Origin of the sequence: Roseicella aerolata, assembly GCF_020523605.1 — a bacterium.
In the GTDB taxonomy this organism is placed as follows: domain Bacteria; phylum Pseudomonadota; class Alphaproteobacteria; order Acetobacterales; family Acetobacteraceae; genus Paracraurococcus; species Paracraurococcus aerolatus.
This window is the reverse complement of sequence record NZ_JAJAQI010000023.1, coordinates 1-25601: the sequence shown is the minus strand read 5'-3', so window position 1 is coordinate 25601 and position 25601 is coordinate 1. Positions and strand designations below refer to the sequence as shown.

Genomic DNA, 25601 nt, shown 5'->3' with positions numbered 1-25601 from the left:
ACCGCCCGCGGCGCCGGGATCATACCCCGCCCGCCCAACCCATGAGGCCCGATCCATGCGCATCCTGGTCACCGGCGGAGCCGGCTTCATCGGCTCGGCGGTCACCCGCCTCCTCGTGCAGGAGCGCGGCGCGACCGTGCTCGTCGTGGACAAGCTGACCTATGCCGGCGACCGCCGCAGCATCCGCGACTGCGAGGGGAAGCACGGCTTCCGGTTCCTGGAGGCCGATATCTGCGACACGCCCGGCATGCGCGCGGCGATGGCCGAGTTCCGCCCCGATGCGGTGATGCACCTGGCGGCCGAGAGCCATGTCGACCGCTCCATCACCGGCGCGGCGGACTTCATCCAGACCAACATCAACGGCACCTTCAGCCTGCTGGAGGCGGCGCGCGGCTACCATGCCTCGCTGGCGCCGGAGGCCAAGGCCCGCTTCCGCTTCCACCACATCTCGACCGACGAGGTCTTCGGCTCGCTCGGCCCGACCGGCGCCTTCAGCGAGACCACGGCCTATGACCCGCGCTCGCCCTACTCGGCCAGCAAGGCGGCTTCCGACCACCTGGTGCGGGCCTGGCACGAGACCTATGGGCTGCCGGTGCTGGTCACCAACTGCTCCAACAATTACGGCCCCTACCACTTCCCCGAGAAGCTGATCCCGCTGATCATCCTGAATGCGCTGGAGGGCAAGGAACTGCCCGTCTATGGCGATGGCAGCAACATCCGGGACTGGCTGCATGTCGAGGACCATGCCCGCGCCCTGGTGACGGTGGTCGAGCGCGGGACGGTGGGCGAGACCTACTGCATCGGCGGCCGGGCCGAGCGGCGCAACCTGGAGGTGGTGCAGACCATCTGCGACCTGCTGGACCAGCGCCGCCCGGCGGCGCGGCCGCGGCGGGAGCTGATCCGCTTCGTCGCCGACCGCCCCGGCCACGACCAGCGCTACGCGATCGACTGCGGCAAGATCGAGCGCGAGCTCGGCTGGCGCCAGCAGCAGAGCTTCGAGAGCGGCATCGCCGCCACCATCGACTGGTACCTGGCCAATGAGTGGTGGTGGCAGCCGCTGCGCGACAAGAAGTACAGCGGCCAGCGCCTCGGCCTGCTGACGGAAAAGGCGGGCTGATGCGCGTCCTCGTCATCGGCCGCACCGGCCAGATCGCGACCGAGCTGCTGCCGCGCCTCGCCGCCGCGGGACATGCGGCGGAGGCGCTGGAGCCGCCCGGCTTCGACATGACCGACCCGGCCCAGGTCGCCGCGGCCTTCGATCGCTTCCGGCCGGAGACGGTGGTGAACTGCGCCGCCTACACGGCGGTGGACAAGGCCGAGGACGACCGCGCGCTGGCCTTCGCGGTGAACGCCACCGGCCCACGCCTGCTGGGCGAGGCGGCGGCCCGCGCCGGCGTGCCCGTGCTGCACTACTCCACCGACTACGTCTTCGACGGCACGAAGGACACGCCCTATACCGAGGCGGACCCGCCCGACCCGGTCGGCGCCTATGGCGCCTCCAAGCTCGCGGGGGAGCTGCTGCTGCACAATGCCCAGCCCCGCAGCGTGACACTGCGCACCGCCTGGGTCTGCTCCCCCCATGGCGGCAATTTCGTCAAGACCATGCTGCGCTTCGGCAAGGAGCGGCCGGAGCTGCGGGTCGTCGCCGACCAGCATGGCGCGCCGACCTTCGCCGCCGACCTGGCGGAAGCGGCGGTGACCCTGCTGCCGCGCCTCGTCGCGGCGCCGGCCGGCGACCCGGTCTTCGGCATCACCCATCTGACGGGCACGCCCTGGACCACCTGGCATGGCTTCGCGGAAGCCATCTTCGCGGGCGCCGCGCGGCGCGGCCAGGCGGCGCCGAAGGTGACGGCCATCACCACCGCCGACTACCCGACCAAGGCGCGCCGCCCGGCCAATTCCCGCCTCGACTGCACCCGCGCCGCGACCGTGCTCGGCATTCCCCCGAAGGACTGGCGCGAGGGCCTGGAGCGCTGCCTCGACGCGCTGATGAAGGAATCCACCCCATGAAGGGCATCGTCCTCGCCGGCGGCAGCGGCACCCGGCTCTACCCGGCGACGCTTGCCGTCTCCAAGCAGCTGCTCCCGGTCTTCGACAAGCCGATGGTCTACTACCCGCTCTCGGTCCTCATGCTGGCCGGGATCCGGGAGATCATGATCATCTCCACCCCGCATGACATGCCGCTGTTCCAGCGCCTGCTCGGGGATGGCAGCCAGTGGGGCCTCAGGCTCGAATACCAGGTGCAGGAGAAGCCGAACGGCATCGCCATGGCGCTGGTGCTGGCCGAGCAGTTCCTCGCCGGTGGCCCCTCCGCCCTGGTGCTCGGCGACAACATCTTCCACGGCGCCGAGCTCGACCAGCGCATGGAGGAGGTGCGCGCCGAGCGGGGGGCCGCGGTCTTCGCCTATCGCGTCGCCGATCCCGAGCGCTACGGCGTGGTCGAATTCGATGCCGAAGGCCGCGCCCTCAGCATCGAGGAGAAGCCGGCGCAGCCGAAGTCGGACTGGGCGGTGACCGGCCTCTATTTCTATGACGGCCGCGCGCCGCAGATCGCCCGCGCCCTGAAGCCCTCGCCGCGCGGCGAGCTGGAGATCACCGACCTGAACAAGGTCTATCTCGAGGAAGGCTCGCTGCGCGTCGCCCGGCTCGGCCGCGGCTATGCTTGGCTCGACACCGGCACGCACGAGAGCATGCTGGAAGCCGCCGAATTCGTCCGCGTCATCGAGGCCCGCACCGGCCAGAAGGTCGCCTCGCCGGAGGAGATCGCTTGGCGCAAGGGCTTCATCAGCGACGACCAACTCCGCGCCGTCGCCAGGCCGCTCCGCAACAGCGGCTATGGCCGGTATCTCGAGAACCTGATCCTGCACGCGCACGGCTGACCGCCCCCGACATGCCGGACGGCGTCCCCCCGCCCGGGTCCGGCCTGGTCCACGCGACCCGCGCCCTGCTCGGCCGTGATCCGGCCGAGGCGGAGGCGCGCGCGCGCCCGGCCGACCCGATCGCCGCGCTGGCGGCCTCCCAGGAATTCGGCGCCCAGCTCCTCCGCCTCGCCGCCGGGCTGCCGACGCGCCACGTCACCCTGCCGCCCTCTGCCCTGGCCGCGGCCTGGGACTGGGCACGGGCGAGCGGCCTGCTGAGCGGGGCGGCGGCGGCGCTGCCCGCCTCGCCGGGCGCGCTGCTTCCCGGCCTGCTGCACCTGCCGCCCGTCGCGGCGCGCATCGCCGCGCTGCCCGGGGCGCAGCAGGCGGCGCTGCGCCAGGCGGCGGCCGAACCGGGCCGCACGGCGGGGCACCTGCTGACGCGCGCGGCCGGGCCGGAGGATCATGCAAGGCTCGCCGGCCTGCTCTTCGGCCCCGGCGCCATGGCGGCAGCCGCCGCCGAGGCGCCCGCCGTGCCGCTGCTCCTGCCGCTCCGCCACGCCCTGGGCAGCGAGCGCTTCCGCCAGGCCATCCTGCGCCCACTGGCAGAGGGCGGTCCGCTCCCGGGGGAGGGGCTGTCCGGCCCCGACCTGCTGGCCTGCGCCGAGTGGCTCGCGCGGCGGCTCGGCGCCGGGCCCAGCCCCGGCGCGCCGCCCTTCCATGGCGCGCTGCTCGCCACCCTGCTGCGCCTGCCGGCGGTGGCGGAGATGCTCGGCGGGCTCTGGCCGGTCGAGCGGGCGGCCGTATCGGCCGCGCTGCCGGATGTCGCCGCGGGCCTGCACCAGTTGCGTATGCCGGTCCTGCCGGATGACGCGGCGCATGCCTCGCTCGCCGTGCTCGGCCGCCCGCTGCAGGGAGAGCCGCCGCCGGTGGCCGGCACGCGCTGGGACCTGCTGCGCGGCCTGCTCATGGGGGCGGAGTTCCGGGGCGAGGTGCTCCATCGGCTGGTGGAGGAGGCCGCGCCACCGCATGCCGGCCTCTCGGCCGGGCAGTGCCGCATGGCCGCCGCCTGGTTGCGGGACCGGCTGGCGCTGCATCCGCCTGCGCCCGGGAGCGAGCCGCCAGGTGGCGTCACCCTGCTGCGCCGCCTGCTGGCCCTGCCGGCCATCGCCGGGGAGCTTGCCCGGCAGCATGGCTATCTCTGGACGGATGCCGAGGAGGCGCTGGCGCGCCAGGGCGAGGCGGAGGCGGCAGGCCTCGCCGGCGGCATCGACTACGTCACCGGCGACCGGATCGTCGGCTGGGCCCGCCGCGGCGACGGCACGCCGGCCGAGGTCGAGGTGCTGTGCAACGGCCGCCTCCTCGGCACCGCCCGCGCCCACACGCCGCGCCCCGCCGCCGAGGATGGCGCGCGCGGCTTCCGGCTGGCCTGGGACGGACGCCGGACGATCGAGGGCCGGGCGCGCTTCCAGCTCCGCGAACCCGGCACCGGCCGCCCCATCGGCGCCGCCTTCGCGCTGGACCCGCTGCTGGCCGAGGCGCGGCCGGCGCTGCAGGCGATCACCACCCAGCTTGCCGAGGCCCGCGCCACGCTGCAGCGGCTGGAGGGGATGCTGCCGCAACTCGAGAGCTTCGCCGCCTGGCCGCCCGAGCTCTATGCGCAGTTCCGCCGCCAGCACGCCGTGCCGCCGCCCGGGCCGGTCCCGGACGGCCCGGTGATCGACATCGTCATCGATGCCACCGCCGGCACGGTGCGCGGGTTGCGGCGGACGCTCGACAGCCTCGCCGCGCAGGGCTGGGCGCGCTGGACGGCGACGATCCTGGCGCCTCCCGCGGCGCGGGCGCTCGCGGATCAGGCGGCGGCGCGCGACCCGCGCATCCGCGCCTGGCCGGTGGAGGCGGATGCCTCCCGGGACGAGCGCGCGGCCGCCGCGGCCGGGCAGGGCGGGCTGGTCCTGCTGCTGCCGGCCGGCACCCTGCTGGATCCCGCCGCGCTCGCCTGGTTCGCGCATGCCGCGAGCCTCGCGCCCGGCGCCGCCGGCTTCCTGGTGGACGAGGACGAGGCGGTGGAACCCTTCCGCGGTCTCACCTCGCACCGCGCGCCGGTGCTGCGCGGTGCGCTCGACGAATGGTCGCTGGCCTTCGCCGATCCCGGCGGCGCGCTGCTCTGCGCCGCCCGCCCGGCCCTCGCCGCCGCCTGGGCGGCGCCGGGCACAGAGGAATCACGTTGGGCGCTCTGGGCGGCGCTGCGGCGGCAGGGGCCGGTGGGGCACATCCCGCGCCGCCTCGCCTCCGTGCTGCGGGCCGAGCAACCCGCGCCGGCGGCACCCGTCGGCCCGCCGGCCGCGCTGCGCTGCCTGCTGCGCCGTCCCTGGCTGCTGGACGACCCGGCGCAGTGGGAGGCGCCGCCGAGCCGCATCACGGTCATCGTCCCGACCCGCGATGGCGGCCCGCTGCTGCGGCAGGCGCTGGCCTCGCTGGCGGCGAAGGCCGCCGATCCGGCGCTGCTCGACGTCCTGGTCATCGACAATGGCAGCACGGCGCCCGAAACGCTGGCGATTCTCTGCGCGGGCGAGGCGGCCGGGCGCTTCCGCCTGCTGCGCCTTGCGGAACCCTTCAACTGGTCCCGCCTGAACAACCTTGCGGTGCGGGAGGTGCCCGGCGACCTCCTGCTCTTCCTCAATGACGACACCCGCATGCTGACCGCCGGCTGGGACCGCATCCTGCGCCGGCTGCTGGCCGAGCCGGAGGTTGGCGCGGTCGGCGCCCGGCTGCTCTATGAGGACCGGACCATCCAGCATGCCGGCGTGCTCTGCGGCCTGGAGAGGCTGGTCGGCCATGAGGGGGTCGGGGAACCGGGGGAGGCGCCGGGTCCCCTCGGCCGCTGGCAGACCCTGCGGGCGGCGGGCGCCGTCACCGGCGCCTTCCTCGCCTGCCGGCGGGAGGCTTTCGAGGCCGCCGGCGGCTTCGACGAGCAGGCCCTGCCGGTCAGCTTCAATGATGTCGATTTCTGCCTGAAGCTGCGCGCCGCCGGCCTCGCGGTGCTCTACGAGCCGCGCATCGCGCTGCTGCACTACGAATCGAAGAGCCGCGGGCATGACGATGCGGACCCGATCAAGCAGGAGCGGGCGGAGGCCGAGCAGGGCCGGCTGATCGATCGCTGGGGGGAGGCACTGCTGCTCGACCCCGGCTGGAACCCCCATTGGAGCCGCTGGACGAGGCCCTTCGCGGCGTTGCGCGAACCAAGCCCGGAGGAGATCGCGCGGCATCTGGCGGCGAGCTGCCGCGAGAGGCCCTGGGCGCTGTAGGGCGAAGCGCGGGACGCCGCGACCGGCCGCGCGCGTGAACCTGCCCGCAAACCGGAAGGCTGCAGCGGAGTGGCGCTCCGTCCCGAACGCCATCCATCCTCGCCGCGCCCTGTGCCGGAGGGCGCGGCCCGGTCAGCAGGCCGCGCTGACGCTCGGCTCCGCCGCTGCGCGCTCGGTCACCGGCTCGGCAGGCGCCGCGACCACGCATCCCGCCGGCAGGCGGATGATGCAGCGCAGCCCCTCGGCCCGCCACTCCCGGCTGATGCGCCCGCCGAGCTGGTCGCGCACCGTCGCCTCCAGGATGCGGGTGCCGAAGCCGACGGGCGCCGTGCCGGCCGGCGGCGGCACCGGGCGGCGCTCCTGCCAGATCAGCTCCAGGCCACCTTCGGGCAGCGGCTGCCAGGTCAGGGACAGCGTCCCGCCCGGCTGCGCCAGCGCGCCGAACTGCAGCGCATTGCTCGCCAACTCATGCAGCACCATGGCCATGGGCTGGGCCGCGACGGAGGAGAGCAGCACGGGCGGCCCGGCCAGCACGGGCATCGGCGCCTCTCCGCCGGGCCGGCGCCGCTGGAACTCGGCCGCGACCAGGCGATGCAGCGCGGCGCCCTGCCAGCGGGACTGCGCCAGCAGGGTATGGGCGCGGGCGAGGGCGGCGATGCGCGCCTCGACCCGCGGCAGGAAGTCGGCGGGGTCCTCCGCGCGCGTCAGGCGCAGCAGCGCCTGGACGACCGCCAGGGTGTTCTTGGCGCGGTGGTCCACTTCGCGGAGCAGGCGCTGCTGCTGCTCCTCCGCCCCGCGGCGCGCGGTGATGTCGCCGATCACCCCATGGAACAGCGTGCCGCGCGGTCCCCGCCAGGCCTGGGCGCGCAACTCGATCCAGCGGGGTGCCCCACCGGCGGACGGACGCAGGCGGAGCGCGCATTGCGTCGGCTCCCCGTTGCGGCGGGCGCTGGCCAGCGCGGCGTCGAGGATCGCGTGGTCGCCCGGCTCCAGACGGTCGCGCAGCGCGGCGATGGGCACCTGCCCGAACGGGTGCCAGCCGAGGATCGCCGCCGCCCTGGCATCCCAGCTGACATCGTCGGCCGCCTCGTCCCAGGACCAGCAGCCGAGCTCGGCCGCGCCGAGGGCAAGGCGCAGCCGCGCCGCGCTCTCGGCCAGGCTGGCATTGCGCAGCGCCTCGCGCCGCTCCTCGGCCGCGGCGGCGGCCAGGCCGCGCTGCTCCCGCCGCCAGGCCAGCAGGGCGAGCAGCAGCATGGCGAGGACGGCGGCGCCGACCGCCAGCAGCCCGGTGCTGGCCGGCGGGGCGGCGGTGCGCGTGGCGAGAACCAGCAGGGGCCAGCCCTCGACCGGCTGCCGGACGGTGAGGACGGGGTCCTGCTCCGTCACGGCAGGCTCCGCGCTGCGCGCCAGAACCTCCCCATCCCGGGTCAGCAGGTCCAGGCGGATGCCGTCCAGCTGCTGTCCCGGGCCGCGCAGCGCGGCCGCGAGCACAGCCGGATCAGGCTCGGCCCGCAGCAGCCGGCTGATGCGCCGCGCCGACTCGCCGGGTTCTTCCGGCAGGCCGGCCAGCGCATCCTCGATGCGCCGCAGCGCCTCGGCCTGCCGGGCCAGGGCGACCGCCACGCGGCCGGCGGCGGCGCTGGCGTGGTGGCTCAACTGGCCGGCCTCGGTCCAGAGCGTCGGGACCAGGCGGCCGAGCGGGATGAGGCAGAGCGGCAGCAGCAGGGCGGCGAGGGACAGCAGGACGGAGGCCCTGACCTGGAGCCGGCGCAGGACGGCGCGGGACGGGGCGCCGGGCGCCGCCATGACCGGTAGCCGATGCATGGTGCTGCTGTAGCCCACCGTGGCATCCGTCGATTCTGCACCGGGCCCCCTTGCCCGGTGCGGCAGGACGGCAATCTGCGCCTTCGGGCGAACGGTGGCAGTTCGAAATATCGTGAAAAGAGAATTGCTCGAGGCTTCGTGTAACCCATGGGTTCATCGACAGCGGCGGCAAGGGGCTCCTATCCTGTGCGGCCGGCCGCCTCACCCCGGCCTCCCCTCGGCAGATCATCCCTGGCCCGACTGCCGGCGGCAGTCCAGTCGCCAGCGGCGGAGACCCGACCGCATGCCCGACGCGCCCCGCGACCTTGCCCCCGACCAGCCCGCGCCGGGCGAGGTGCGCCTGCTGCAGCCCGGCCTGCTGCGCGCCCGCATGCCGCTGCCCTTTCCGCCGGGCCATGTGAATATCTGGCTGCTGGAGCATGACGGTGGCTGGCTGGCAGTGGATACCAGCGTCTCCAGCCTGACCACGCGCGGGTTGTGGGACCAGGTTCTGGCGCAGCCGGCGCTGGGCGGGCGGCCGCTGACCGGGCTGCTGGTGACCCATTTCCACCCGGACCATATCGGCCTGACCGGCTGGCTCTGCGGGCGCTTCGGCCTGTTCCCGATGATGACGCGCATCGAATGGCTGATGGCGCGCGCACTCTGGTACGACAGCGGGCCGGACATGATGGCGCAGCAGATCGTGCACTACACCCGCGCCGGCTGCCCGGCGGAATACCTCTCCTTCGTCGAGGGGCGCGGGCCGCTGTACCAGCGGGCGGTGGCGGAACTGCCGCGGGCCTTCCACGCGCTGAAGGATGGCCGCCCCCTGCGGATCGGCGGCTCCGAATGGCGGGTGATGACGGGGGCGGGGCATGCGCCGGACATGGCGACGCTCTACTGCGCGGAGCGCGGCGTGCTGATCTCGGCCGACCAGATCCTGCCGCGCATCTCACCCTATATCGGCCTGCATCCCGGCGAGCCGGAGGCGGATCCGCTGGGCGACTTCCTCGCCTCCAACGAGCGCTTCCGGGCTCTGCCGGAGGACACGCTGGTCCTGCCCCCCCATGGCGAGCCCTTCTCCGCGCTGCATCGGCGGCTGGACCAGCTGGCCGGGCACCATGCGGAGCGGCTGGACACCCTGGCCGAGGCCTGCCGGGAGCCGCTGACCGCCTGCGAGGCGGCGCAGGTGCTCTTCCCGCGCGCCGCCGGCGAACTGCCGCAGATGGGTTTCACGGTCGGCGAGACGCTGGCGCATCTGCGCCGGCTGGAGCGCCAGGGCCGCGTGGTGGCGGAGCCCGGCCCCGCCGAGGCGGTACGCTACCGCATGCGGGCCTAGTGCAGATCGCGGAGGGGCGTGAACGCCAAGGCGCGAGACTCTGCTCGAACAGCAAAGAGCACCAGCGGATGGCGTTCAAATAGGAACGCCATCCGCTGTAGGGCACAGAACGGCTGCGTGGACCCATGCAGGCGACGTGACGGGGTCGTCCCAGGCAACGGGCCGGACCGCGTGGACACACGAAGAAGAATGAAGGGTTGCAGGGGGAGAGTTCTCTCTCCCTGCTTCAGCGGTGGATGGACACTGAGGTTCTGATCATCGGTGCCGGGGCCGCCGGCATTGCGGCGGGCAGGCGATTGCGGGCGGTCGGCCGCTCCTGCCGGGTGCTGGAGGCCGGCGGCCGGCTCGGTGGCCGGGCCTGGACGGACACCGCCTCGCTCGGCGCGCCCTTCGACCAGGGGGCCTCCTGGATCCATGTGGCGGAGCGCAATCCGCTGACGCCGATCGCCCGTGCCATGGGTTTCACGCTGCGGGATGAGCGGCGGCGGGTGCGGGACATCCTGCTGGTGGGTGGCCGGCGGGCGAGCGCGGCGGAGCGCGCGGCGCATGACGCCGCGGCCGAGGTCTGGGAGGCGGCGGCGGCCGCGCGCCTCGCCGCGGGCGGACCCGATATCCCGCTGGCCGAGGCGGTGCCGCGGGACGGGCCCTGGGATGCCACCCTCTCCCACTGGTTCAGCGCCATCATCTCCGGCGTGGAGGCGGAGAGGTTCAGCCTGCGGGACTATGTGGCGACCGCGCTGGACGGGGCGAACCTGCAAGTGGCGGAGGGTTTCGGCACGCTGGTGGCGCGGCTGGGCGAGGGGCTGCCCGTCACGCTGCAGGCGCCGGTCGCCCGGCTCCGCTGGGGCGGGGACGGCGTGGCGGCGGAGGGGCCATGGGGTGTGCTGCGGGCGCGGGCGGCGATCGTCACCGTCTCGACCGGCGTGCTCGCGGCGCAGGGCATCCGCTTCGCGCCGGACCTGCCCGAGGCAGTCCAGGCCGCGATCGCCGGCCTGCCGCAGGGCCTGCTGTCCAAGATCGCGCTGCGGGCGGCGGGGGCGGGGCGGCTCGGCCTCGGCCCCTTCGCGCGGCTGGGGCGGCGGGTGGAGGGGCCAGGGGATCACCCGATGTCCTGGATGCTCTGGCCCTGGGGCCGCGACCAGGCAGTGGGCTTCATCGGCGGCGAGGCCGCCTGGGCGCTGGCGCGGGAAGGGCCGGCGGCAGCCGAGGCCTTCGCGCGCGCCGAACTGGCCCGCTACTTCGGCGCGGCGGAAGTCGACCGGAGCTTCGCATCCGGCGCGGTGGTGACGGGCTGGGCGGAGGACCCGCTCTTCCGCGGCGCCTACAGCCATGCGCGCATCGGGTGCCATGGCGCGCGGGCGGTGCTGCGGGATGCGGCGCTGGCGGAGGGGCGGCTGCGCTTCGCCGGCGAGGCCTGCCATACGCGCCGCGCCGGCACGGTCGGCGGCGCCTGGGAGAGCGGCGAGCGGGCGGCGGAGGCGGTGAGCGCCGCGCTGGCGGGGAAGCCGGCTGCCTGACGAGGGCGGATTGCCGTCATGCCCGAACGCCAATCCGTCGGGGATCATGGATGGCCGGTCGGTTTTGCGCTCCCGGGCTTTCGCGCTGCTCCGCGACGGGCACCGGCCGCCTGGGGAATTATCCGCCCGCCCCACGCTGACGACGCCGCGCGGGCGGGGCATGCTGCGCGCAATGACTCGCACCGAATTCGCCGCGCGCGCCGCGGCCCAGGCCGAAGGCGTGGTGGACGTGACCCGGGCGCCGGTCGCCCTCGCTTCGTCCAGCCCGCCCGGCGATACCCGCACCTGCGCCGAGGCCGCCGCGCTGCTCCGGCAGGCGGTGCCCCGCATGGCGGTGGCGCTGCACGCAACCTCCGATCGCGTCCCCCATCCGCTCGCGCGGCTCCGGGTCGGGGGCCCTGGCCGGCGCCTGGTCCTCGACGGCCATCCCGGTAGCTGCCCGGTCATGCTGCGGGATGGACGGCGCTGCAGGCGCGGCACGGCCGACATGACGGGCGGCATCGTCGCTCCTGTCCTGGCGCTGGCCGCGCCCGACCTGCTCCCGGCGTGACCGGCATGGGAAACGTGCCGCGGGCGATGCTGTGGATGCTCGCCTCCGGCCTGCTCTTCACCTGCCTGAACGCGCTGCTGCGCGCGCTGGCCCAGCAGCTCGACCCCTTCGTCGCGCAATTCCTGCGCTACGGCGCGGGGCTGCTGGTCATGCTGCCCTTCATCCTGCGCGCCGGCCTGGCTGCCTACCGGCCGAAGGGCCTCGGCGGCCAGCTCTGGCGAGGCGCGGTGCACACGGCCGGGCTGATGTTGTGGTTCGTCGCCGTGCCGCATGTGCCGCTGGCGGAGATGACGGCGCTCGGCTTCACCACGCCGCTCTTCATCATGTTCGGCGCGATCCTCTTCCTGCGGGAGAGGATGGTGCTGGCGCGCTGGATCGCGGCGCTGGCCGGCTTCGGCGGCGTGCTGGTGGTGGTCTCCCCGGGGCTCACCGGCGCCGGCAATCCCTATGCGCTGGTCATGCTGGCCAGCTCGCCGCTGTTTGCCGCCTCCTTCCTCATCACCAAGGCACTGACGCGGCGGGACTCGCCCGCCGTCATCGTCGCCTGGCAGGCGATCACCATCACGCTCTTCACCCTGCCGCTGGCGGTCTGGGCCTGGACCTGGCCGACGCCGCTGCAATGGGGGCTGTTCCTGCTGGCGGGCGCGCTGGGCTCGGCCGGGCATTTCTGCCTGACGCGGGGCTATTCGCTGGCCGATATCTCGGCGACGCAGCCGGTGAAGTTCCTGGAGCTGATCTGGGCCTCGCTGATGGGCTTCGCGGTCTGGGGCGACCTGCCCGGGCCGGCGACGCTGCTCGGCGGCCTCATCATCTTCGCCGCCACCACCTGGATCGCGCGCCGCGAGGCGCGGGCGCGCAAGGAGAGTGCCGCATGACCGAGCCGCCGCTGCTGCCCGAGATGCCGCTGGTCCCGCCGCGGGCCGAGTTCGTCTGGGAGGCGCTGGTGGAGATCGCGCCGACGCGGATGCTGGGGGAGGGGCCGCTCGGCGAGCGGCGGATCGTGCCCATCACCGGCGGGCGCTTCGCCGGCCCGCGCCTCCGCGGCCGGGTGCTGCCGGGCGGCGCCGACCGGCAGCTCCTCCGCCGCGACGGGGTGAAGCGGCTGGAGGCGCTGTACGAGCTGGAAGCGGAGGACGGCGCGGTGATCACCGTGCTCAACCGCGTTGTCATCGCGCCGAGGGAGGGCCTGCCGGACTACCGCGCCTCGACCCTCGAGATCACGGCGCCGGAGGGACCGCATGGCTGGCTGAACCGGCTGGCCTTCGTCGGCACGCTGCACCCGCTGGCACCAAGGCCGGCTGTGCTCGTGCGGGTGTTCAGCCTGGGGCTCTGAGCGGCGCGGCTTGCCTCCTGCCGGCCGGTTCACGCCTCCGCGCTGCGCCCTCCGGCGACCGGACGGCTCAGGCGCGCTCGATATGCCCGCGGATGGCGCCATCCCGGTTCACCCAGCCCTTCTTCGTGGCATAGGCGAGCATGCCTTCGAAGCCCTGCGTCCATGCCGCGTCGCCGGCGCGGCCGGAAGCCTGGCGCAGCCAATCGGGCGAGATCCAGGCATGCTCGTCCTCCAGGGTGCCGGCGCTGCCGAGCGCGCGGGCAAGGGCTTCGCCCTGCAGCCCGTCCGTGACGAGCAGCTTGAAGCCCTTCAGGTCCTCGGGCGCGTCGAGCCGCGCGCCCTGCGCCGAGACATGGACGATCATCGGCCGTTTCCTCCCTGGTCGGTTGGCCCTTTCGGCCAATTCGCGGGATCCAAGGGGTTGGACGTGTACGTCCAACCGGCCCTTGGCGGGTCGGCGGCACTGCCGCCGACGGCTGGGGAAGGCAGAGCCTTCCCCAGGGCATCACCCGCGCGCCTTCGCTTCGCGCCGGCGCCTGTGCAGGACGAACTCGGTGTAGCCGTTGGGCTGGGTCGCGCCCTCGAAGACCAGGTCGCAGGCCGCCTTGAAGGCCGGGCCGTCGAAGGCCGGCGCCATCGGCGCATAGGCCGGGTCGCCGGCATTCTGCTTGTCCACCACCACCGCCATGCGGCGCATGGTCTCCTCGACCTGTTCCCGCGTGGCGATGCCGTGGCGCAGCCAGTTGGCGATGTGCTGCGCGCTGATGCGCAGCGTCGCGCGGTCCTCCATCAGGCCGACATCGTTGATGTCCGGCACCTTGGAGCAGCCGACGCCCTGGTCCACCCAGCGCACGACGTAGCCCAGGATGCCCTGGGCGTTGTTGTCGAGCTCCGCCTTCACCGCATCGGCCGGGAAGTTGGTGTCCACGGCCAGCGGGATGGTCAGGATGTCGTCCAGCTTCGCGCGACGGCCGCCCTTCGCCAGCTCCTCCTGCCGCGCGGCCACGTCCACCTCGTGGTAGTGCAGCGCGTGCAGCGTCGCGGCGGTGGGGGAGGGGACCCAGGCGGTGTTGGCCCCGGCCTTGGGATGGCCGACCTTCTGCTCCAGCATCGCCGCCATGGCGTCCGGCGCCGCCCACATGCCCTTGCCGATCTGCGCCCGGCCGCGCAGGCCGCAGGCGAGGCCGGTATCGACGTTGTTGTCCTCGTAGGACCTGATCCAGGCCGCGCCCTTCATGTCGTTCTTGCGGATGACGGCGCCCGCTTCCATCGAGGTATGGATCTCGTCGCCGGTGCGGTCGAGGAAGCCGGTGTTGATGAACACCACGCGGTCGCGGGCGGCGCGGATGCATTCCTTGAGGTTCACCGTGGTCCGGCGCTCCTCATCCATGATGCCCATCTTGAGCGTTGCGCGCGGCAGGTTGAAGGCATCCTCGACGCGGCCGAAGAGCTCGTTCGCCCAGGCCACCTCTTCCGGCCCGTGCATCTTCGGCTTCACGATGTAGACGCTGCCGGTGCGGCTGTTCAGCTTCTTCACCCGCAGGTCGTGCAGGGCGATGGCGACCGTCGCCATGGCGTCCAGGATGGTCTCCGGCGTCTCGGCCCCATCCAGCGTCACCGCATCCGTCATCATGTGGTGGCCGACATTGCGCACCAGCATGAGGGACCGGCCATGCAGGGTCAGGCCGCCGCCCGAGGGCTTCAGCCAGATGCGGTCGGCGTTCAGCCGGCGGGTCAGCGTCTTGCCGCCCTTCTCGAAGCTCGCCTCCAGCGTGCCGTTCATCAGGCCGAGCCAGTTGCGGTAGACCTCGACCTTGTCCTCGGCATCCACTGCCGCGACGCTGTCCTCGCAATCGACGATGGTCGTGACCGCGCTCTCCATCACCAGGTCGGCGATGCCGGCCGGATCCTCCTTGCCGATCGGATGGTCGCGGTCGATGTGCAGCTCGGCATGCAACCCGTTATGGACGAAGAGCAGCGCGGCGGGCGCATGCGGCTCGCCCTGGTAGCCGACGCACTGACCGGGTTGGGCGAGGCCGACCGAGCGGCCGTCCTGCAGCGCGACGGCCAGCGCGCCGGCGGCGATGGCATAGGACTTCGCCTCGCGGTGGGAGGCGCCGCCGGCGAGCGGCGCGACCTTGTCCAGCACGCCGCGGGCGTAGTCGATCACCTTCTTCCCGCGCGTGGGGTTGTAGCCCTTGCCGCGGTCGGCGCCGCCCGTCTCCGGGATCGCATCCGTGCCGTAGAGCGCGTCATAGAGGCTGCCCCAGCGGGCATTGGCGGCGTTCAGCGCGTAGCGGGCGTTGGAGACCGGGACGACGAGCTGCGGGCCGGCGATCTGGCCGAACTCGGCATCCACATTGGTGGTGCCGACCTGGAAGTCCGGCCCCTCGGGCACGAGGTAGCCGATCTCCTGCAGGAAGGCCTTGTAGGCGGCGACATCGACGGGCTTCGCCGGGTTGGCGCGGTGCCAGGCATCGATCTTCGCCTGCAACTCGTCACGCTTCCTGAGCAGCGCGGCGTTGCGCGGGGCGAGATCCTTCAGGATGGCGGCGTAGGAGGACCAGAAGCGCTCCGGCGTCACGCCGGTGCCCGGAAGCGCCTCGTTGTCCAGGAAGTCGCGCAGGGTACGCGCGACCTTGAGACCCGCAACCTCGACCGTATCCGCCACTGACCGTCTCCGTTTCCGCTTGTCCCGGGGCCCCGGAGGCCGGGGCGAGCGGGCTACCTAGGCGGAAACCGGGCGGGCGCAAAGGGGTACCCGGGGACGCCGCCCTCCCGGACCGGTCCGGGCCGGCCGCTACGCCGCCAGGGGGCCCGTTTCGGCCGCCGCGGCGCGGAGGCGGGGCAGCACCTCCCGGCCGAAGCGGATCAGGGATCGCTCGACCGCAGCGCCGGGCAGGCCGGTGAAGCCCATATACAGGCTGTAATGGGTCGGGCGGAGCAGGCGCATATCGGCGGCCAATTGCTCGACGATCCTCTCCGGCGCGCCGATCAGCCCGTGCTCCAGCAGCCAGTCCACCGTCGGCTCCCCCTCGAAGGCGACGGGGCGGAGATGCACGCCATCCCGCGGCGGCACGGCGGCGCGGAGCGAGAGGGTGTTGCGGGCCATGTTCAGCAGCCCCTCGGCGGCCTGCCGCGCCTCCGCCCTGTCCTCCGTCACGAACAGGTAGCGCTGGATGCCGAGCGGCATGGGCGCCGGCCCGCCCGCGGCGCCCCAGCCCTCGAGGATGCCCTGCCGCATCGCCACCGTCTGGGCGCCGAGCCGGTAGCCCTGGCTGATCATCGGCGTCGCCCCGGCCCTGACGCCGCGCGCCAGCACCGAAGGCGTGGCGGTGGCGACGAACATCGGCGGCATCCGGCCGGAGAGGGTGCGGGCCGCGACCGGCGTGTCCTCGATCCGGTAATGCTCGCCCATATGGTGCACGCGCCCGGTGGTCAGCGCCTGCTCGACGATGTCCCAGCCCTCCAGCAGGCGGGCGTAGCGCGAGTCGAAGGGCACCTGGAAGCTGCGGAATTCATGCGGCTGGTGGCCCGGCCCGAAGCCGAGGAGAACGCGTCCGCCGCTGATCTGGTCCAGCATCGCCACTTCCTGCGCGACGCGCAGGGGATGGTGCAGCGGCAGCACGACGACGGCGGGGCCGAGCAGGATGCGGCTGGTCACCGCGGCGCAGTGCATCGCCATCATCAGCGGGGAGGCGCAGACCGAGGCGGAGGAGAAGTGGTGCTCCGCGAACCAGCTGGCGTCGAAGCCAAGCTCCTCGGCCAGCCGAACCTGGCGGACGGTATTCGCCAGAACCTCGGCCGGCGTCTCGCCCGGATGGTTCATCGACATCAGGTTGAAATAGGCGAATTGCATGCCCGGTCCCGCGGCTTGTGCGATGCGGCAACACCTCGCATCGGGCGCGGCCGGGCGCAAGGCATCCTGCCCCCGGCCGGCCTCTGGCGGGCTGCGTTCCGGACCGAACGGCAATCCGCTGCGGCCCCTTGTTCCCGGGCGGATTCCCGCCGTCTGCGGTCTGCTCCGGACCACCCGATGCGCGGGGTGACGCGCGTCGGGCGGCCCACCTGCTGTCTGGACGAGCGGATGACGCCGCCTGGGCGGATCCACTCAGGCATCGTTTGCTCTACAGCGGATTGCGTGCGGAACTGAACGCCCATCCGCCGCAGGTCATTGATGGCAGAGCAGAGGCTCGCTCCCGGGCGTTCACGCCCGTCCGCGATCTGCCCTAGCGGTCCAGCACCGAGCGGTCGTTCTTGGCGACCAGGCTGCGGAAATGCGGCTCCAGCTGCGGCTCGGAGAGGCCCCAGCTCCGGGCGAACTGCATGACCAGCTGCTGCTCGCCCTGCTCGGCCTCGCCATCGCTCATGGCGCTGTCGATCATGTTCAGCAGGATACAGAGCTTCTGCTCCGGCCGCAGCCGCGCGGCGCTGTCGGCCAGGAACTGCGCCGGCGGCGTCGCGCGGACATAGCGCAGCGCGGCCTCGAGCTGCTGGCGTGTCGCGCCGCGGCCGAGGACGGAGACGAGATGGCCGATCTCCTCCTCATCCATCTCGCCATCCGCGCCCATGCAGTAGATCAGCGAGACGGCGAGGCAGGTGCGCGGCGTGAGGTCGAGCGAGGCAGATTGCGGTTTGAACAGGCCGAACATGCGGTGAGTTCCCGGTGGATGGCCGCGCCAGCGGGCCGGCGCGGAGGGCGGGGCACTTACCGGATGATTACGGCTCTGTCACGCGCCGCCTCACGGCAAGGGGCGGGGTCCTTGAAGCAGGTGGACCGGCCGGACCGGGCACGCATCGTGCCCCCGGACCGGCGGGTGGGGGCGCGATCCGCAGCCGCTGGCACCCGCCTACAGCCCGGCGCGGTCCAGCCGCAGGATCGCCCGCGCCATGGCCTGGGCGCGCGGCACCATGCTGGCGACTTCCAGGTACTCCTCCGGGCTGTGCGCCTTGCCGCCGACCGGGCCGACCGCGCAGATGGTCGGGGCCCCGACCGCGGCGGTGAAGCCGGAATCGGCGCAGCCGCCGGAGAACTCGCCGGTGATGGAAAGGCCGCTCTCACCGGCCGCCGTCCGGTACATCTCGAACAGCTTCGCCGCCGCGGGGGTCTGGGTCAGCGGCAGGAACTCGCCGCGGATGGTGAGTGTCGCGCGGGTGCCGGGGACGAAGCTCTTCGCCACGATGTCGTGGATCCTGCCCATGATCTCGTCGCGGTCGACCGGCTCGACATAGCGCAGGTCGATCTGGCCCTGCGCCCAGGGCGCGACGGTGTTGACGCTCTGCCCGCCGGAGACCAGGCCGACATTCAGCGTGATGCCGCGCTTCAGGTCGGTCAGCGCATGGATCGCCTGGACCTTGCGGGCCAGCTCCTCGATGGCGCTGATCCCGGCCTCGAAATTCCCGCCGGAATGCGCCGCCTTGCCCTCGATCTCGAAGATGGAGAAGACGCCGCCCTTGCGCCCCGTGACGACGCCGCCGGAGGGGCGGCCCGGCTCGCTGTTGAACACCACCCGCGCCTCGCGCGCCGTGCTCTCGATGACCTCGCGCCCCTCCGGGCTGCCGATCTCCTCATCCCCGGTGAAGAGGCCGAGCAGCGGGCCGGGCGCGCCGCCGAATTTCTGGAAGGCCGCCAGGACGAACATGTTCATCACCAGCCCCGCCTTCATGTCGGCGACGCCGGGGCCGGTGGCGATGCCGTTCTCGATCCGGAAGGGGCGGCGCGCCGGCTCGCCCTTCGGGAAGACGGTGTCGCGATGGCCCATCAGGACGATGGAGCGCTGCATGTTGCCGCTCGCGGGCGCATCGCCGCCCGCGACGCGGGCCTTGAGGCAGTCGCCATGCTTCTCGCGCGGCACCACCTCCACCGGGATGCCGTGCCCGGTCATGAAATCCTGGACGATTCTGCCGACCGCATCGACGCCGGCCTTGTCGTAGCTGCCGCCATCGGTGTTCACCATGGCTTCCAGCACCTTCAGCATCGCCTCCTGCTGGGTGGCGAGCCAGGCGGTGATGGCGGATTCGGTGCTTTCGGCGGTCATGCGTCGCTCCGGCGGCTGGGGCAGGTCGCGCAGGGGCGTGACGGCCCGCGCGCAGGATCCTGCCCGACGAAGAAGGATCCATGGCGGGCCGCATCCGGCCTGGACGCGAACCGCCATGGAAGGGGCGCGAAGCCTGCGGCCCGCCGCCGGGACGCGCAAGCCCCGCCGGCGCGCCCTACTCGATCTTGCCGATGCGTTGCACCGCCCGCACCAGCCGGGCGGTGTCGGCGCGGAGGAATTCCTCGAAGGCCGCGCCGTCCCGGTAGTCGAGCGCGTTGCCGCCGGCGGCCAGCGCGCGCTGCAGGTCCGGATCGCGCGCGACGGTCGCCATGGCCTGCCGCAGCGCCTCCCGCAGCGGGGCGGGCGTGCCGGCGGGGGCGAAGATGCCGGCCCAGATGTAGTATTCGGCCTCCGGGAAGCCCCGCTCCATCAGCGTCGGCACCTGCTCGAAGCCGGCGATCCGTGTCGCGCCCCAGCTTGCCAGCACCCTGAAGGCACCGCTGCGGAGATGCGGCGTGATCGGCCCCGGCCCGCTCGCCATCAGCTGCACCTGGCCGGAGAGCAGCGCGGTCAGCGCCGGCCCGCCGCCCTGGAAGGGGACATGCAGCAGGTTGACCTGCGCGGCGGTGGTCAGCATCGCCATCGGCACGTGCAGCGCGCCGTAATTGCCCGAGGAGGAGTAGGGAATGGCGCCCGGCCGGCGCCGGGCATCCTCCAGCAGCGCCTCCAGCGTCTGCCAGGGCGCCGCGGCCGGCACGACGAGGAAGGTGGGATCGGCGGTGAAGAGCGCGATGGGCGCGAACTGCTCCATCTCATAGGCCGGCTGGCGGCCGAGGAGCTTCGCCGCCTCCGGGATCACCGCCATGGAGGAGAGGCCCATCAGCAGCGTATGCCCATCCGCCGCGGCGCGGGCGACCGAGGCATTGCCGATCTCGCCCGCCGCCCCGGCGCGGTTCACCACCGGCACGGGCTGCTTCCACAGCCGCTCCAGCCCCGCCGCGACCGGGCGGGCCACCACATCGCCCTGCCCGCCGGGCGGGAAGGAGACCACCATGGTGACGGCGCGGGCCGGGAAGTCGCCGGCCTGGGCGCGGGCGGCAAGGGGCGTGGCCGCCGCGGCGAGGGCGGCCAGCAGGGGGCGGCGGTGCAAGGGCGTCTCCCGGGTTATCGTTCTGCCCGGGAGGATAGGCGGTCCGGCGCGCGGATTCACGCCTCCGCAGGGCGGGGCGGCGCCCCGCCCCCCGCGGCGACCGGCTCCGGGTCAGCCGACCGGGTTCTCCAGCACGCCGATCCCCGGTACCTCCACCCGCACGATATCGCCGGCCCTGAGGAATTTCGGCGGGGTGAAGCCGATGCCGACGCCGACCGGCGTGCCCGTCGCGATCACATCGCCCGGCTCCAGCGTGATGCCGGCGGAGATCGCCTCAATCAGGGTCGGGATGTCGAAGATCAGGTCGGCGACCGAGGCGTCCTGCCGCTTCTCGCCGTTCACATGGGTGATGACCCGCAGCGCCTTCGGGTCCGGCACCGCATCCGCCGTCAGGATGGCCGGGCCCATCGGGCAGAAGCCGTCGATCCCCTTGCCCAGCACCCATTGCCGGTGGCGGTGCTGCAGGGTGCGCGCCGTGACGTCGTTGACGATGGTGTAGCCGAAGACGTGGCGCAGCGCGTCCGCGGCCCTGATGCCGCGCCCGCCATGGCCGATGACGACGGCGAGCTCGCCCTCGTAATCCACGGAACTGGTGGGGTCGAGATGCGCCGGGATCGTCTCGCCATGGGCGATGATGGCGGTGGCGGGCTTGGAGAAGACCACCGGCGCTTCCGGCACCACCTCCTTCGCGCTGGCATCGAAGCCGGAACCGGCGAATTCCCTGGCGTGCTCGTGGTAGTTCTTGCCGACGCAGAAGACGTTCTTGGGCGGCCGGGGGATCGGGGCGCAGAGGGTCGCGCCCTCCGCCACCGGCGCCTTGGTCGCCGCCGCCTTCGCATGCTGCAGCGCCGCCGCACCGCCGGCGATGAAGGCCGGCATGTTGCCGCCCGAGAGCGCCGGATCGGCTGCCGCGAGGTCGAGCACCGCCCCATCCTCCCGCAGCGCGCCGATATGGGTGCCGAGCCTCTGGGGATATTTGAACGTCACCAGCCGCATGGGGCTTTCCTCTCCCGGCTCGCGGCGGGCTGCCTCGGCCAGGCGGCCCGCCGCGGCATGTTGTCGTCCGGCCGCGATCCGGTCCGGGCGCGCTGAAAAGCAGACTCAGCCCGGATTGGCCAGGGGGATGGCGGTCGGCAGTTCCGCCGCCCGCTCCAACGCCCGCGCGGCGCGGAAGGCCAGGTCGTCCCGGTAGAGCGCCGCCGCCACCTGCACCGCCCGCGGCATGCCGTGCTCATCCAGCCCGACCGGCACGCTGATGGCCGGCTGGCGCGTCAGGTTGAAGGCGAAGGTCCAGGGCGCCCAGTCCCGCCACAGCGCCTCGGTCGGGCGCAGCGTCGGCTGGTCGGCGGCGAAGGCGGCGGTCGGGGTGCAGGCGGTCAGCAGGATGTCGTAGCGTTGGTGGAAGCGGGCCATGGCATGCGCCGCCTCGATGCGCAGCGCCTCGGCGCCGAGGAAATCGGTAGCCAGCATGCCGCGCTCGCGCTCCGCCACCTCCTCCAGCCCCCGATCCAGCAGCGGGCGCTTCTCCGCCGGGGTGGTGGCGACCAGGCGGGCGAGGGCCACGCCCCAGACCCGGCCGAAGATGGCGCGCGTGTCGGGCAGGCCGGGATCGGCCTCCTCGACGATCGCGCCCTGCTCCTCCAGCAGCTTCGCCGCGCCCACCAGCGCCGCCTCGCCATCCGCGTCCAGCGGCGGCTCGAAGCCGAGGCGCCGGACGAGGCCGACGCGCATCCCGGCGACGCCCTCCTCGATGCCGCGGCGCCAGTCCTGCGGGTCATCCGGCAGGCTGAAGGGGTCGCGCAGGTCGTGCCGCGCCATGGCCGAGAACATCAGCGCCGCATCGCGCACGGTGCGGGTCATCGGCCCCGCCACGGCGACATTGGCGAAGGCGCCGAGCGGCCATTGCGGGATGCGGCCGAAGCTCGGCTTCACGCCGACCAGGCCACAGAAGGCGGCGGGGATGCGGATGGAGCCGCCGGCATCCGTGCCGATATGCAGCGGCCCGAAGCAGGCCGCGCCCGCGGCGCCGGCGCCGCTGCTGCTGCCGCCGACGGTCCGCTCGCGGTTCCAGGGGTTGCGGGTGATGCCGTGCAGCGGGCAGTCGCCGGGCGATTTCCAGCCGAATTCCGTGGTGGTGGTCTTGCCGAGGATGACCGCGCCGGCCTGCTTCAGGCCGAGCACCGAGGGCGCGTCCTCGGTGGCCGGGGTCGCATCCGTGGTCTTGCTGCCGCGCCGGGTCGGGAAGCCCGCCAGGTTCAGCAGGTCCTTCACCGTCGCCGGGATGCCATCCAGCAGGCCCATCGGGCGGCCGGCCATCCAGCGCGCCTCGCTCTCGCCGGCCTGCTGCAGGGCGCGGGGATTCATGGCGGCGAAGGCGTTGACCCAAGGGTTGTAGAGCGCGACCCGCTGCAGCACCGCCTGCAGCACCTCCACCGGGGAGAGGGCGCGGCGGGCATAGAGGCCGAGCAGCGTCTCGGCGGACATCAGGGCGGGGTCGGTCGGGGGCATCGGGCATCCTGGGCCAGTCCGCGCCAATCTGCGCCGCGGGCGGCGTCGGGGAAAGCCCCGATGGCAGGCCGGCCCAGGGCCCCGCCCAACGGCGCGCCAGCGCCGGTCCGGCGCTGCGGCCCGGCCATCCCCGCGCCGCGGCGGCGAGGCACCACCCGCGTGAGGCTCGCCGCCGATTGACATTCAGGAAAACCCCACAAGTTCTCGCGACAATCGGCGGGATATGGCTGGGGAGCCTTGATGGACCGCGCAGAGGCCGAGCGCATCGTGCTGTCGAAGGGATGGCTGGCCGGGCAGGCGCCCGCCTTCCAGGCGGCGCTGCTGCGCGTGGCGGAGCTCCTTCGGTTCCAGAAGGGCGACTGGGTCTTCCGCTTCGCGGATCCGCCGGGCGGACTTTACGGCGTCACCGCCGGATCCTTCGGCGTCTACATCGTCACGCCGCATGCCGGTCCGGACCTGTCGCACATCCTGCGGCCGGGCTGGTGGTTCGGGCAGGGGCCGATCCTTGGCGGCAGGCAGCGGCTCTTCGGGACCCGCGCCATGGAGGCCTCCTGCGCGCTGCACCTGCCGCTGGAGGCCGGCCGGGAACTGGTCCGCGATCCCGAGGCGGCGCGGGCCATCAGCCAGATCGGCCAGATCGGGATGCAGGTGGCCGTGGAGAATGTCTCCGACCTGATGATCCGCCGGGCGGATCGCCGGATCTGCGCCGTGCTGCTGCGGGTGACCGGCGCGATCGAGGATGCGGTGCTGCGGCCGACCGGGGAGGTGCGGCTGACCCAGTCGGAACTGGCGCGGATGGCCAATGCCTCGCGCGACCTCGTCAACCGCACCCTCGCGCGGTTCGAGGCCGCGGGCTGGCTGCGCCTCGGCTACAACAAACTCGCCATCCTCGATCCGGAGGCGCTGGCGGATTTCGCCTATGCGCGGAAGAACGGGCGGCCGGCAGCGCCGCCCGCCCCATGGACCTCCTCCCGCCCGGGCCTGTAGCGCGGGGCGGCGGCCCGCCCGGCGGTCAGGCGGCCATCCTCACATGGCTGCGGCACCGCATCAGCGGCTGGATGCGCTGGCCGAACCGGTCCATGCCTTCCAGGAAGTCGTCGAAGGTCAGCATGATGCCCTTCACCCCGGGCATGCCCGCCGCCTCATCCAGCATGCGCGCGACATTGGCATGGGAGCCGACCAGCGTGCCCATGTTGAAATTGATGGGGGAGGGGGAGCGCTGGATGGCGGCCGCCATCGAGGTCGCTTCCGTGTTCACGTCCTGCGCCGCATGGCCCAGCAGATGCGCCAGGGCCTCCCTGTCGGCGCCCCGGTTGTAGAGGTCCCATTTCGCCATCGCCGCCTCGTCCGTCTCGTCGGCGATGACCATGTAGAGGATGTAGGAGCCGACATCGCGCCCGGTCTTCGCGGCATGCTCCAGCATCCGGCGCGGCACGTCGATGCATCTGGTCGGCTCGTTCACCCCCTCGCCGAGGGCGAAGTTCACGTCGCAATACTTCGCCGCGAATTCCATGCCGCGGTCGCTCTGCCCGGCGGCCACCAGCGGGATGCCCTGCTTCGGGCGGGGGCTCAGCTTGCAGTCCTCCATCCGGAAATACTCGCCCTTGAAGTCGCTGTGGCCGCTCTCCCACAGCTCCTTCAGCACCTGCACATACTCGGTGCTGTAGTCGTAGCGCTTGCCGAAATGCTGGTCGCCCGGCCAGAGCCCCATCTGGCTGTACTCCACCTTGTGCCAGCCCGAGACGATGTTGACGCCGAAGCGGCCGCCCGAGACGTCGTCGATGGTGCTGGCCATCCGGGCGACGATGGCGGGCGGGATGGTCAGCACGGCGGTGGTGGCGAAGAGCCGGATGCGCTTCGTGACGGCGGCCAGCGCCGACATCAGGGTGAAGCTCTCCAGCCCGTGATCCCAGAATTCCGTCTTCCCGCCGAAGCCGTGCAGCTTGATCATCGAGAGGGCGAAGTCGAAGCCGTAGCCCTCGGCCTTCTGCACCACCTGCCGGTTCAGCTCGAAGCTCGGCATGTACTGGGGGGAGGTGGCGGAGATGAGCCAGCCATTGTTGTTGATGGGAATGAAGACGCCGATATCCATCGAACCCCTCCTGCGCAGGATTGCCGCGAAGCCTCGCGCTGCGTCACAGCAATCGCCGTGCCAGGAGCGGCGCATGGGGGAGGAGCAGGCATGAGCAGCACCGCAGCAAGGCCGTGGGAATGGCCGGAACCGCAATGGCGCCGCATCGTCGGCAATGCCCGCGCCGGCCGCAGCCTGCGCCCGCATGGCTGGCCGGACGGCGCGCGCTGCGCCGTCGCCCTCTCCTTCGACGCGGATCACGAGACGCTGACGCTGCGCGACGGCGATGAGAGCCCGATGAAGCTGAGCCAGGGCCAGTACGGCAACCGGCAGGGCGTGCCGCGCATCCGCGCGCTGCTCGCGCGCCACGGCATTCCCGCGAGCTTCTACTACCCGGCCGTCTCCGCCCTGCTCTATCCGGAGGAGGTGCGCGCCGTCGCCGATGAGGGTCACGAGATCGGCATCCATTCCTGGATCCATGAGACCAACACCACCCTGCCGCCCGGCCTGGAGCGCGAGCTGACGCTGCGCGCCGCCGATGTGCTGGAGAGGCTTGCGGGCCGCCGTCCCGTCGGCATCCGCACCGCGAGCTGGGACTTCTCGGTGGATACGCTGTCCATCATCCGGGAGATGGGGCTGCTCTATGACAGCAGTCTGATGGCCGATGACGAGCCCTATGAGCTGCTCGACCAGGGCGAGCCGACCGGCATCGTCGAACTGCCGCCGGAGTGGATCCGCGACGACGCGCCCTATTTCATGTTCAACCGCACGGGCTCGCAGCGCCCCTACACGCCGCCTTCCGCGGTGGAGGAGATCTTCCGCGCCGAGTTCGACGGCGCCTGGGAGGAGGGCGGGCTGTTCCTGCTGACCATGCACCCGCACATCATCGGGCACCGCAGCCGCATCGCGCTGCTGGCCCGGTTGATCGAGCACATGCAGGCCAGGGGCGGCGTCTGGTTCGCCACCCATGAGTCGGTGGCGCGCCATGTCAAGGCGGCGGCGGGGCTCTAGCAGCCTGTCGGGTTTGGGTTTGCTGGCGACGGGTTTGTTGGATTGTGGATCAGGCGGCTGGCCGCAGGCGATGCAGCCTACGGCAGTTGTAGGCGAGGGCGACGAGGGTCCATTC

At 73.0% G+C, this 25601-nt stretch carries 21 protein-coding genes; 11 read left to right on the top strand and 10 right to left on the bottom strand.

From position 1 onward, the window contains the following. The first annotated feature begins 55 nt into the window (after positions 1-55). Genes rfbB through LHA35_RS15605 form a run of 4 tightly spaced genes read left to right on the top strand, consistent with a single transcriptional unit; the run spans position 56 to position 6166 of the window. Positions 56-1117, top strand: coding sequence for a dTDP-glucose 4,6-dehydratase (rfbB, locus tag LHA35_RS15620; protein ID WP_226609530.1), 1062 nt, complete (start codon positions 56-58; stop codon positions 1115-1117). Beyond that, complete coding sequence (rfbD, locus tag LHA35_RS15615; RefSeq protein WP_226609528.1) at positions 1117-2010, top strand: dTDP-4-dehydrorhamnose reductase; 894 nt, start codon at positions 1117-1119, stop codon at positions 2008-2010. Before rfbB ends, rfbD begins: the two co-directional genes overlap by 1 nt. After that, entirely contained in the window at positions 2007-2879 is an 873-nt protein-coding gene (gene rfbA / locus LHA35_RS15610) for a glucose-1-phosphate thymidylyltransferase RfbA (RefSeq protein ID WP_226609526.1), read from the top strand. Before rfbD ends, rfbA begins: the two co-directional genes overlap by 4 nt. Positions 2880-2890: 11 nt before the next feature. Next, entirely contained in the window at positions 2891-6166 is a 3276-nt protein-coding gene (locus tag LHA35_RS15605) for a glycosyltransferase (protein ID WP_226609523.1), read from the top strand. Between the two features lie 132 nt (positions 6167-6298). Here LHA35_RS15605 and LHA35_RS15600 read toward each other — a convergent pair whose 3' ends face one another. Continuing rightward, positions 6299-7990 carry an HWE histidine kinase domain-containing protein gene (locus LHA35_RS15600; protein ID WP_264185572.1) on the bottom strand — a complete coding sequence of 564 codons (1692 nt, stop codon included), beginning with the start codon at positions 7988-7990 and terminating at the stop codon, positions 6299-6301. 283 nt (positions 7991-8273) lie between these two features. Between LHA35_RS15600 and LHA35_RS15595 the strand changes: the two genes are divergently transcribed. The 5 genes from LHA35_RS15595 (at position 8274) to LHA35_RS15575 (ending at position 12708) form a co-directional block, all read left to right on the top strand. Continuing rightward, positions 8274-9308 carry an MBL fold metallo-hydrolase gene (locus LHA35_RS15595; protein WP_226609521.1) on the top strand — a complete coding sequence of 345 codons (1035 nt, stop codon included), beginning with the start codon at positions 8274-8276 and terminating at the stop codon, positions 9306-9308. Between the two features lie 236 nt (positions 9309-9544). Next, on the top strand, positions 9545-10825 hold the full coding sequence (locus tag LHA35_RS15590) for a flavin monoamine oxidase family protein (RefSeq protein ID WP_226609518.1): 1281 nt from the start codon (positions 9545-9547) through the stop codon (positions 10823-10825). 172 nt (positions 10826-10997) lie between these two features. After that, positions 10998-11375: a zinc-binding metallopeptidase family protein gene (locus tag LHA35_RS15585; RefSeq protein ID WP_226609516.1), complete on the top strand. Its 378-nt coding sequence runs from the start codon at positions 10998-11000 to the stop codon at positions 11373-11375. A gap of 5 nt (positions 11376-11380) precedes the next feature. Further along, positions 11381-12250: a DMT family transporter gene (locus LHA35_RS15580; protein ID WP_226609663.1), complete on the top strand. Its 870-nt coding sequence runs from the start codon at positions 11381-11383 to the stop codon at positions 12248-12250. After that, positions 12247-12708: a DUF3237 domain-containing protein gene (locus tag LHA35_RS15575; RefSeq protein ID WP_226609513.1), complete on the top strand. Its 462-nt coding sequence runs from the start codon at positions 12247-12249 to the stop codon at positions 12706-12708. Before LHA35_RS15580 ends, LHA35_RS15575 begins: the two co-directional genes overlap by 4 nt. Positions 12709-12775: 67 nt before the next feature. On the opposite strand, the gene LHA35_RS15570 is transcribed toward LHA35_RS15575, so the two are convergent. From LHA35_RS15570 to LHA35_RS15535, 8 genes are all read right to left on the bottom strand, one after another. Then, positions 12776-13072, bottom strand: coding sequence for a hypothetical protein (locus tag LHA35_RS15570; RefSeq protein ID WP_226609511.1), 297 nt, complete (start codon positions 13070-13072; stop codon positions 12776-12778). A 141-nt stretch (positions 13073-13213) separates the two neighbouring features. Then, on the bottom strand, positions 13214-15379 hold the full coding sequence (locus tag LHA35_RS15565; protein ID WP_226609509.1) for a malate synthase G: 2166 nt from the start codon (positions 15377-15379) through the stop codon (positions 13214-13216). A 129-nt stretch (positions 15380-15508) separates the two neighbouring features. Further along, complete coding sequence (locus LHA35_RS15560; RefSeq protein WP_226609506.1) at positions 15509-16567, bottom strand: LLM class flavin-dependent oxidoreductase; 1059 nt, start codon at positions 16565-16567, stop codon at positions 15509-15511. A 370-nt stretch (positions 16568-16937) separates the two neighbouring features. After that, a complete protein-coding gene (locus LHA35_RS15555) occupies positions 16938-17360 on the bottom strand; it encodes a tellurite resistance TerB family protein (protein WP_226609504.1) in 423 nt (140 codons plus the stop codon). A gap of 198 nt (positions 17361-17558) precedes the next feature. Continuing rightward, the gene (locus tag LHA35_RS15550; protein ID WP_226609502.1) at positions 17559-18746 is read right to left on the bottom strand and encodes a M20 family metallopeptidase; all 1188 of its coding nucleotides are present in this window, start codon (positions 18744-18746) and stop codon (positions 17559-17561) included. A 175-nt stretch (positions 18747-18921) separates the two neighbouring features. After that, complete coding sequence (locus LHA35_RS15545) at positions 18922-19896, bottom strand: tripartite tricarboxylate transporter substrate binding protein (RefSeq protein WP_226609500.1); 975 nt, start codon at positions 19894-19896, stop codon at positions 18922-18924. Positions 19897-20007: 111 nt separating this feature from the next. Beyond that, complete coding sequence (locus tag LHA35_RS15540) at positions 20008-20892, bottom strand: fumarylacetoacetate hydrolase family protein (protein ID WP_226609497.1); 885 nt, start codon at positions 20890-20892, stop codon at positions 20008-20010. 105 nt (positions 20893-20997) lie between these two features. Next, complete coding sequence (locus LHA35_RS15535) at positions 20998-22404, bottom strand: amidase (RefSeq protein WP_226609495.1); 1407 nt, start codon at positions 22402-22404, stop codon at positions 20998-21000. A 240-nt stretch (positions 22405-22644) separates the two neighbouring features. Between LHA35_RS15535 and LHA35_RS15530 the strand changes: the two genes are divergently transcribed. Beyond that, positions 22645-23391, top strand: coding sequence for a Crp/Fnr family transcriptional regulator (locus LHA35_RS15530; RefSeq protein ID WP_226609492.1), 747 nt, complete (start codon positions 22645-22647; stop codon positions 23389-23391). Between the two features lie 25 nt (positions 23392-23416). Here the strand turns inward: LHA35_RS15530 and rutA are convergent, their stop codons facing one another. Then, positions 23417-24496 carry a pyrimidine utilization protein A gene (gene rutA / locus LHA35_RS15525; protein WP_226609490.1) on the bottom strand — a complete coding sequence of 360 codons (1080 nt, stop codon included), beginning with the start codon at positions 24494-24496 and terminating at the stop codon, positions 23417-23419. Between the two features lie 90 nt (positions 24497-24586). Between rutA and LHA35_RS15520 the strand changes: the two genes are divergently transcribed. Next, on the top strand, positions 24587-25486 hold the full coding sequence (locus LHA35_RS15520) for a polysaccharide deacetylase family protein (protein ID WP_226609488.1): 900 nt from the start codon (positions 24587-24589) through the stop codon (positions 25484-25486). Positions 25487-25601 lie beyond the last annotated feature (115 nt).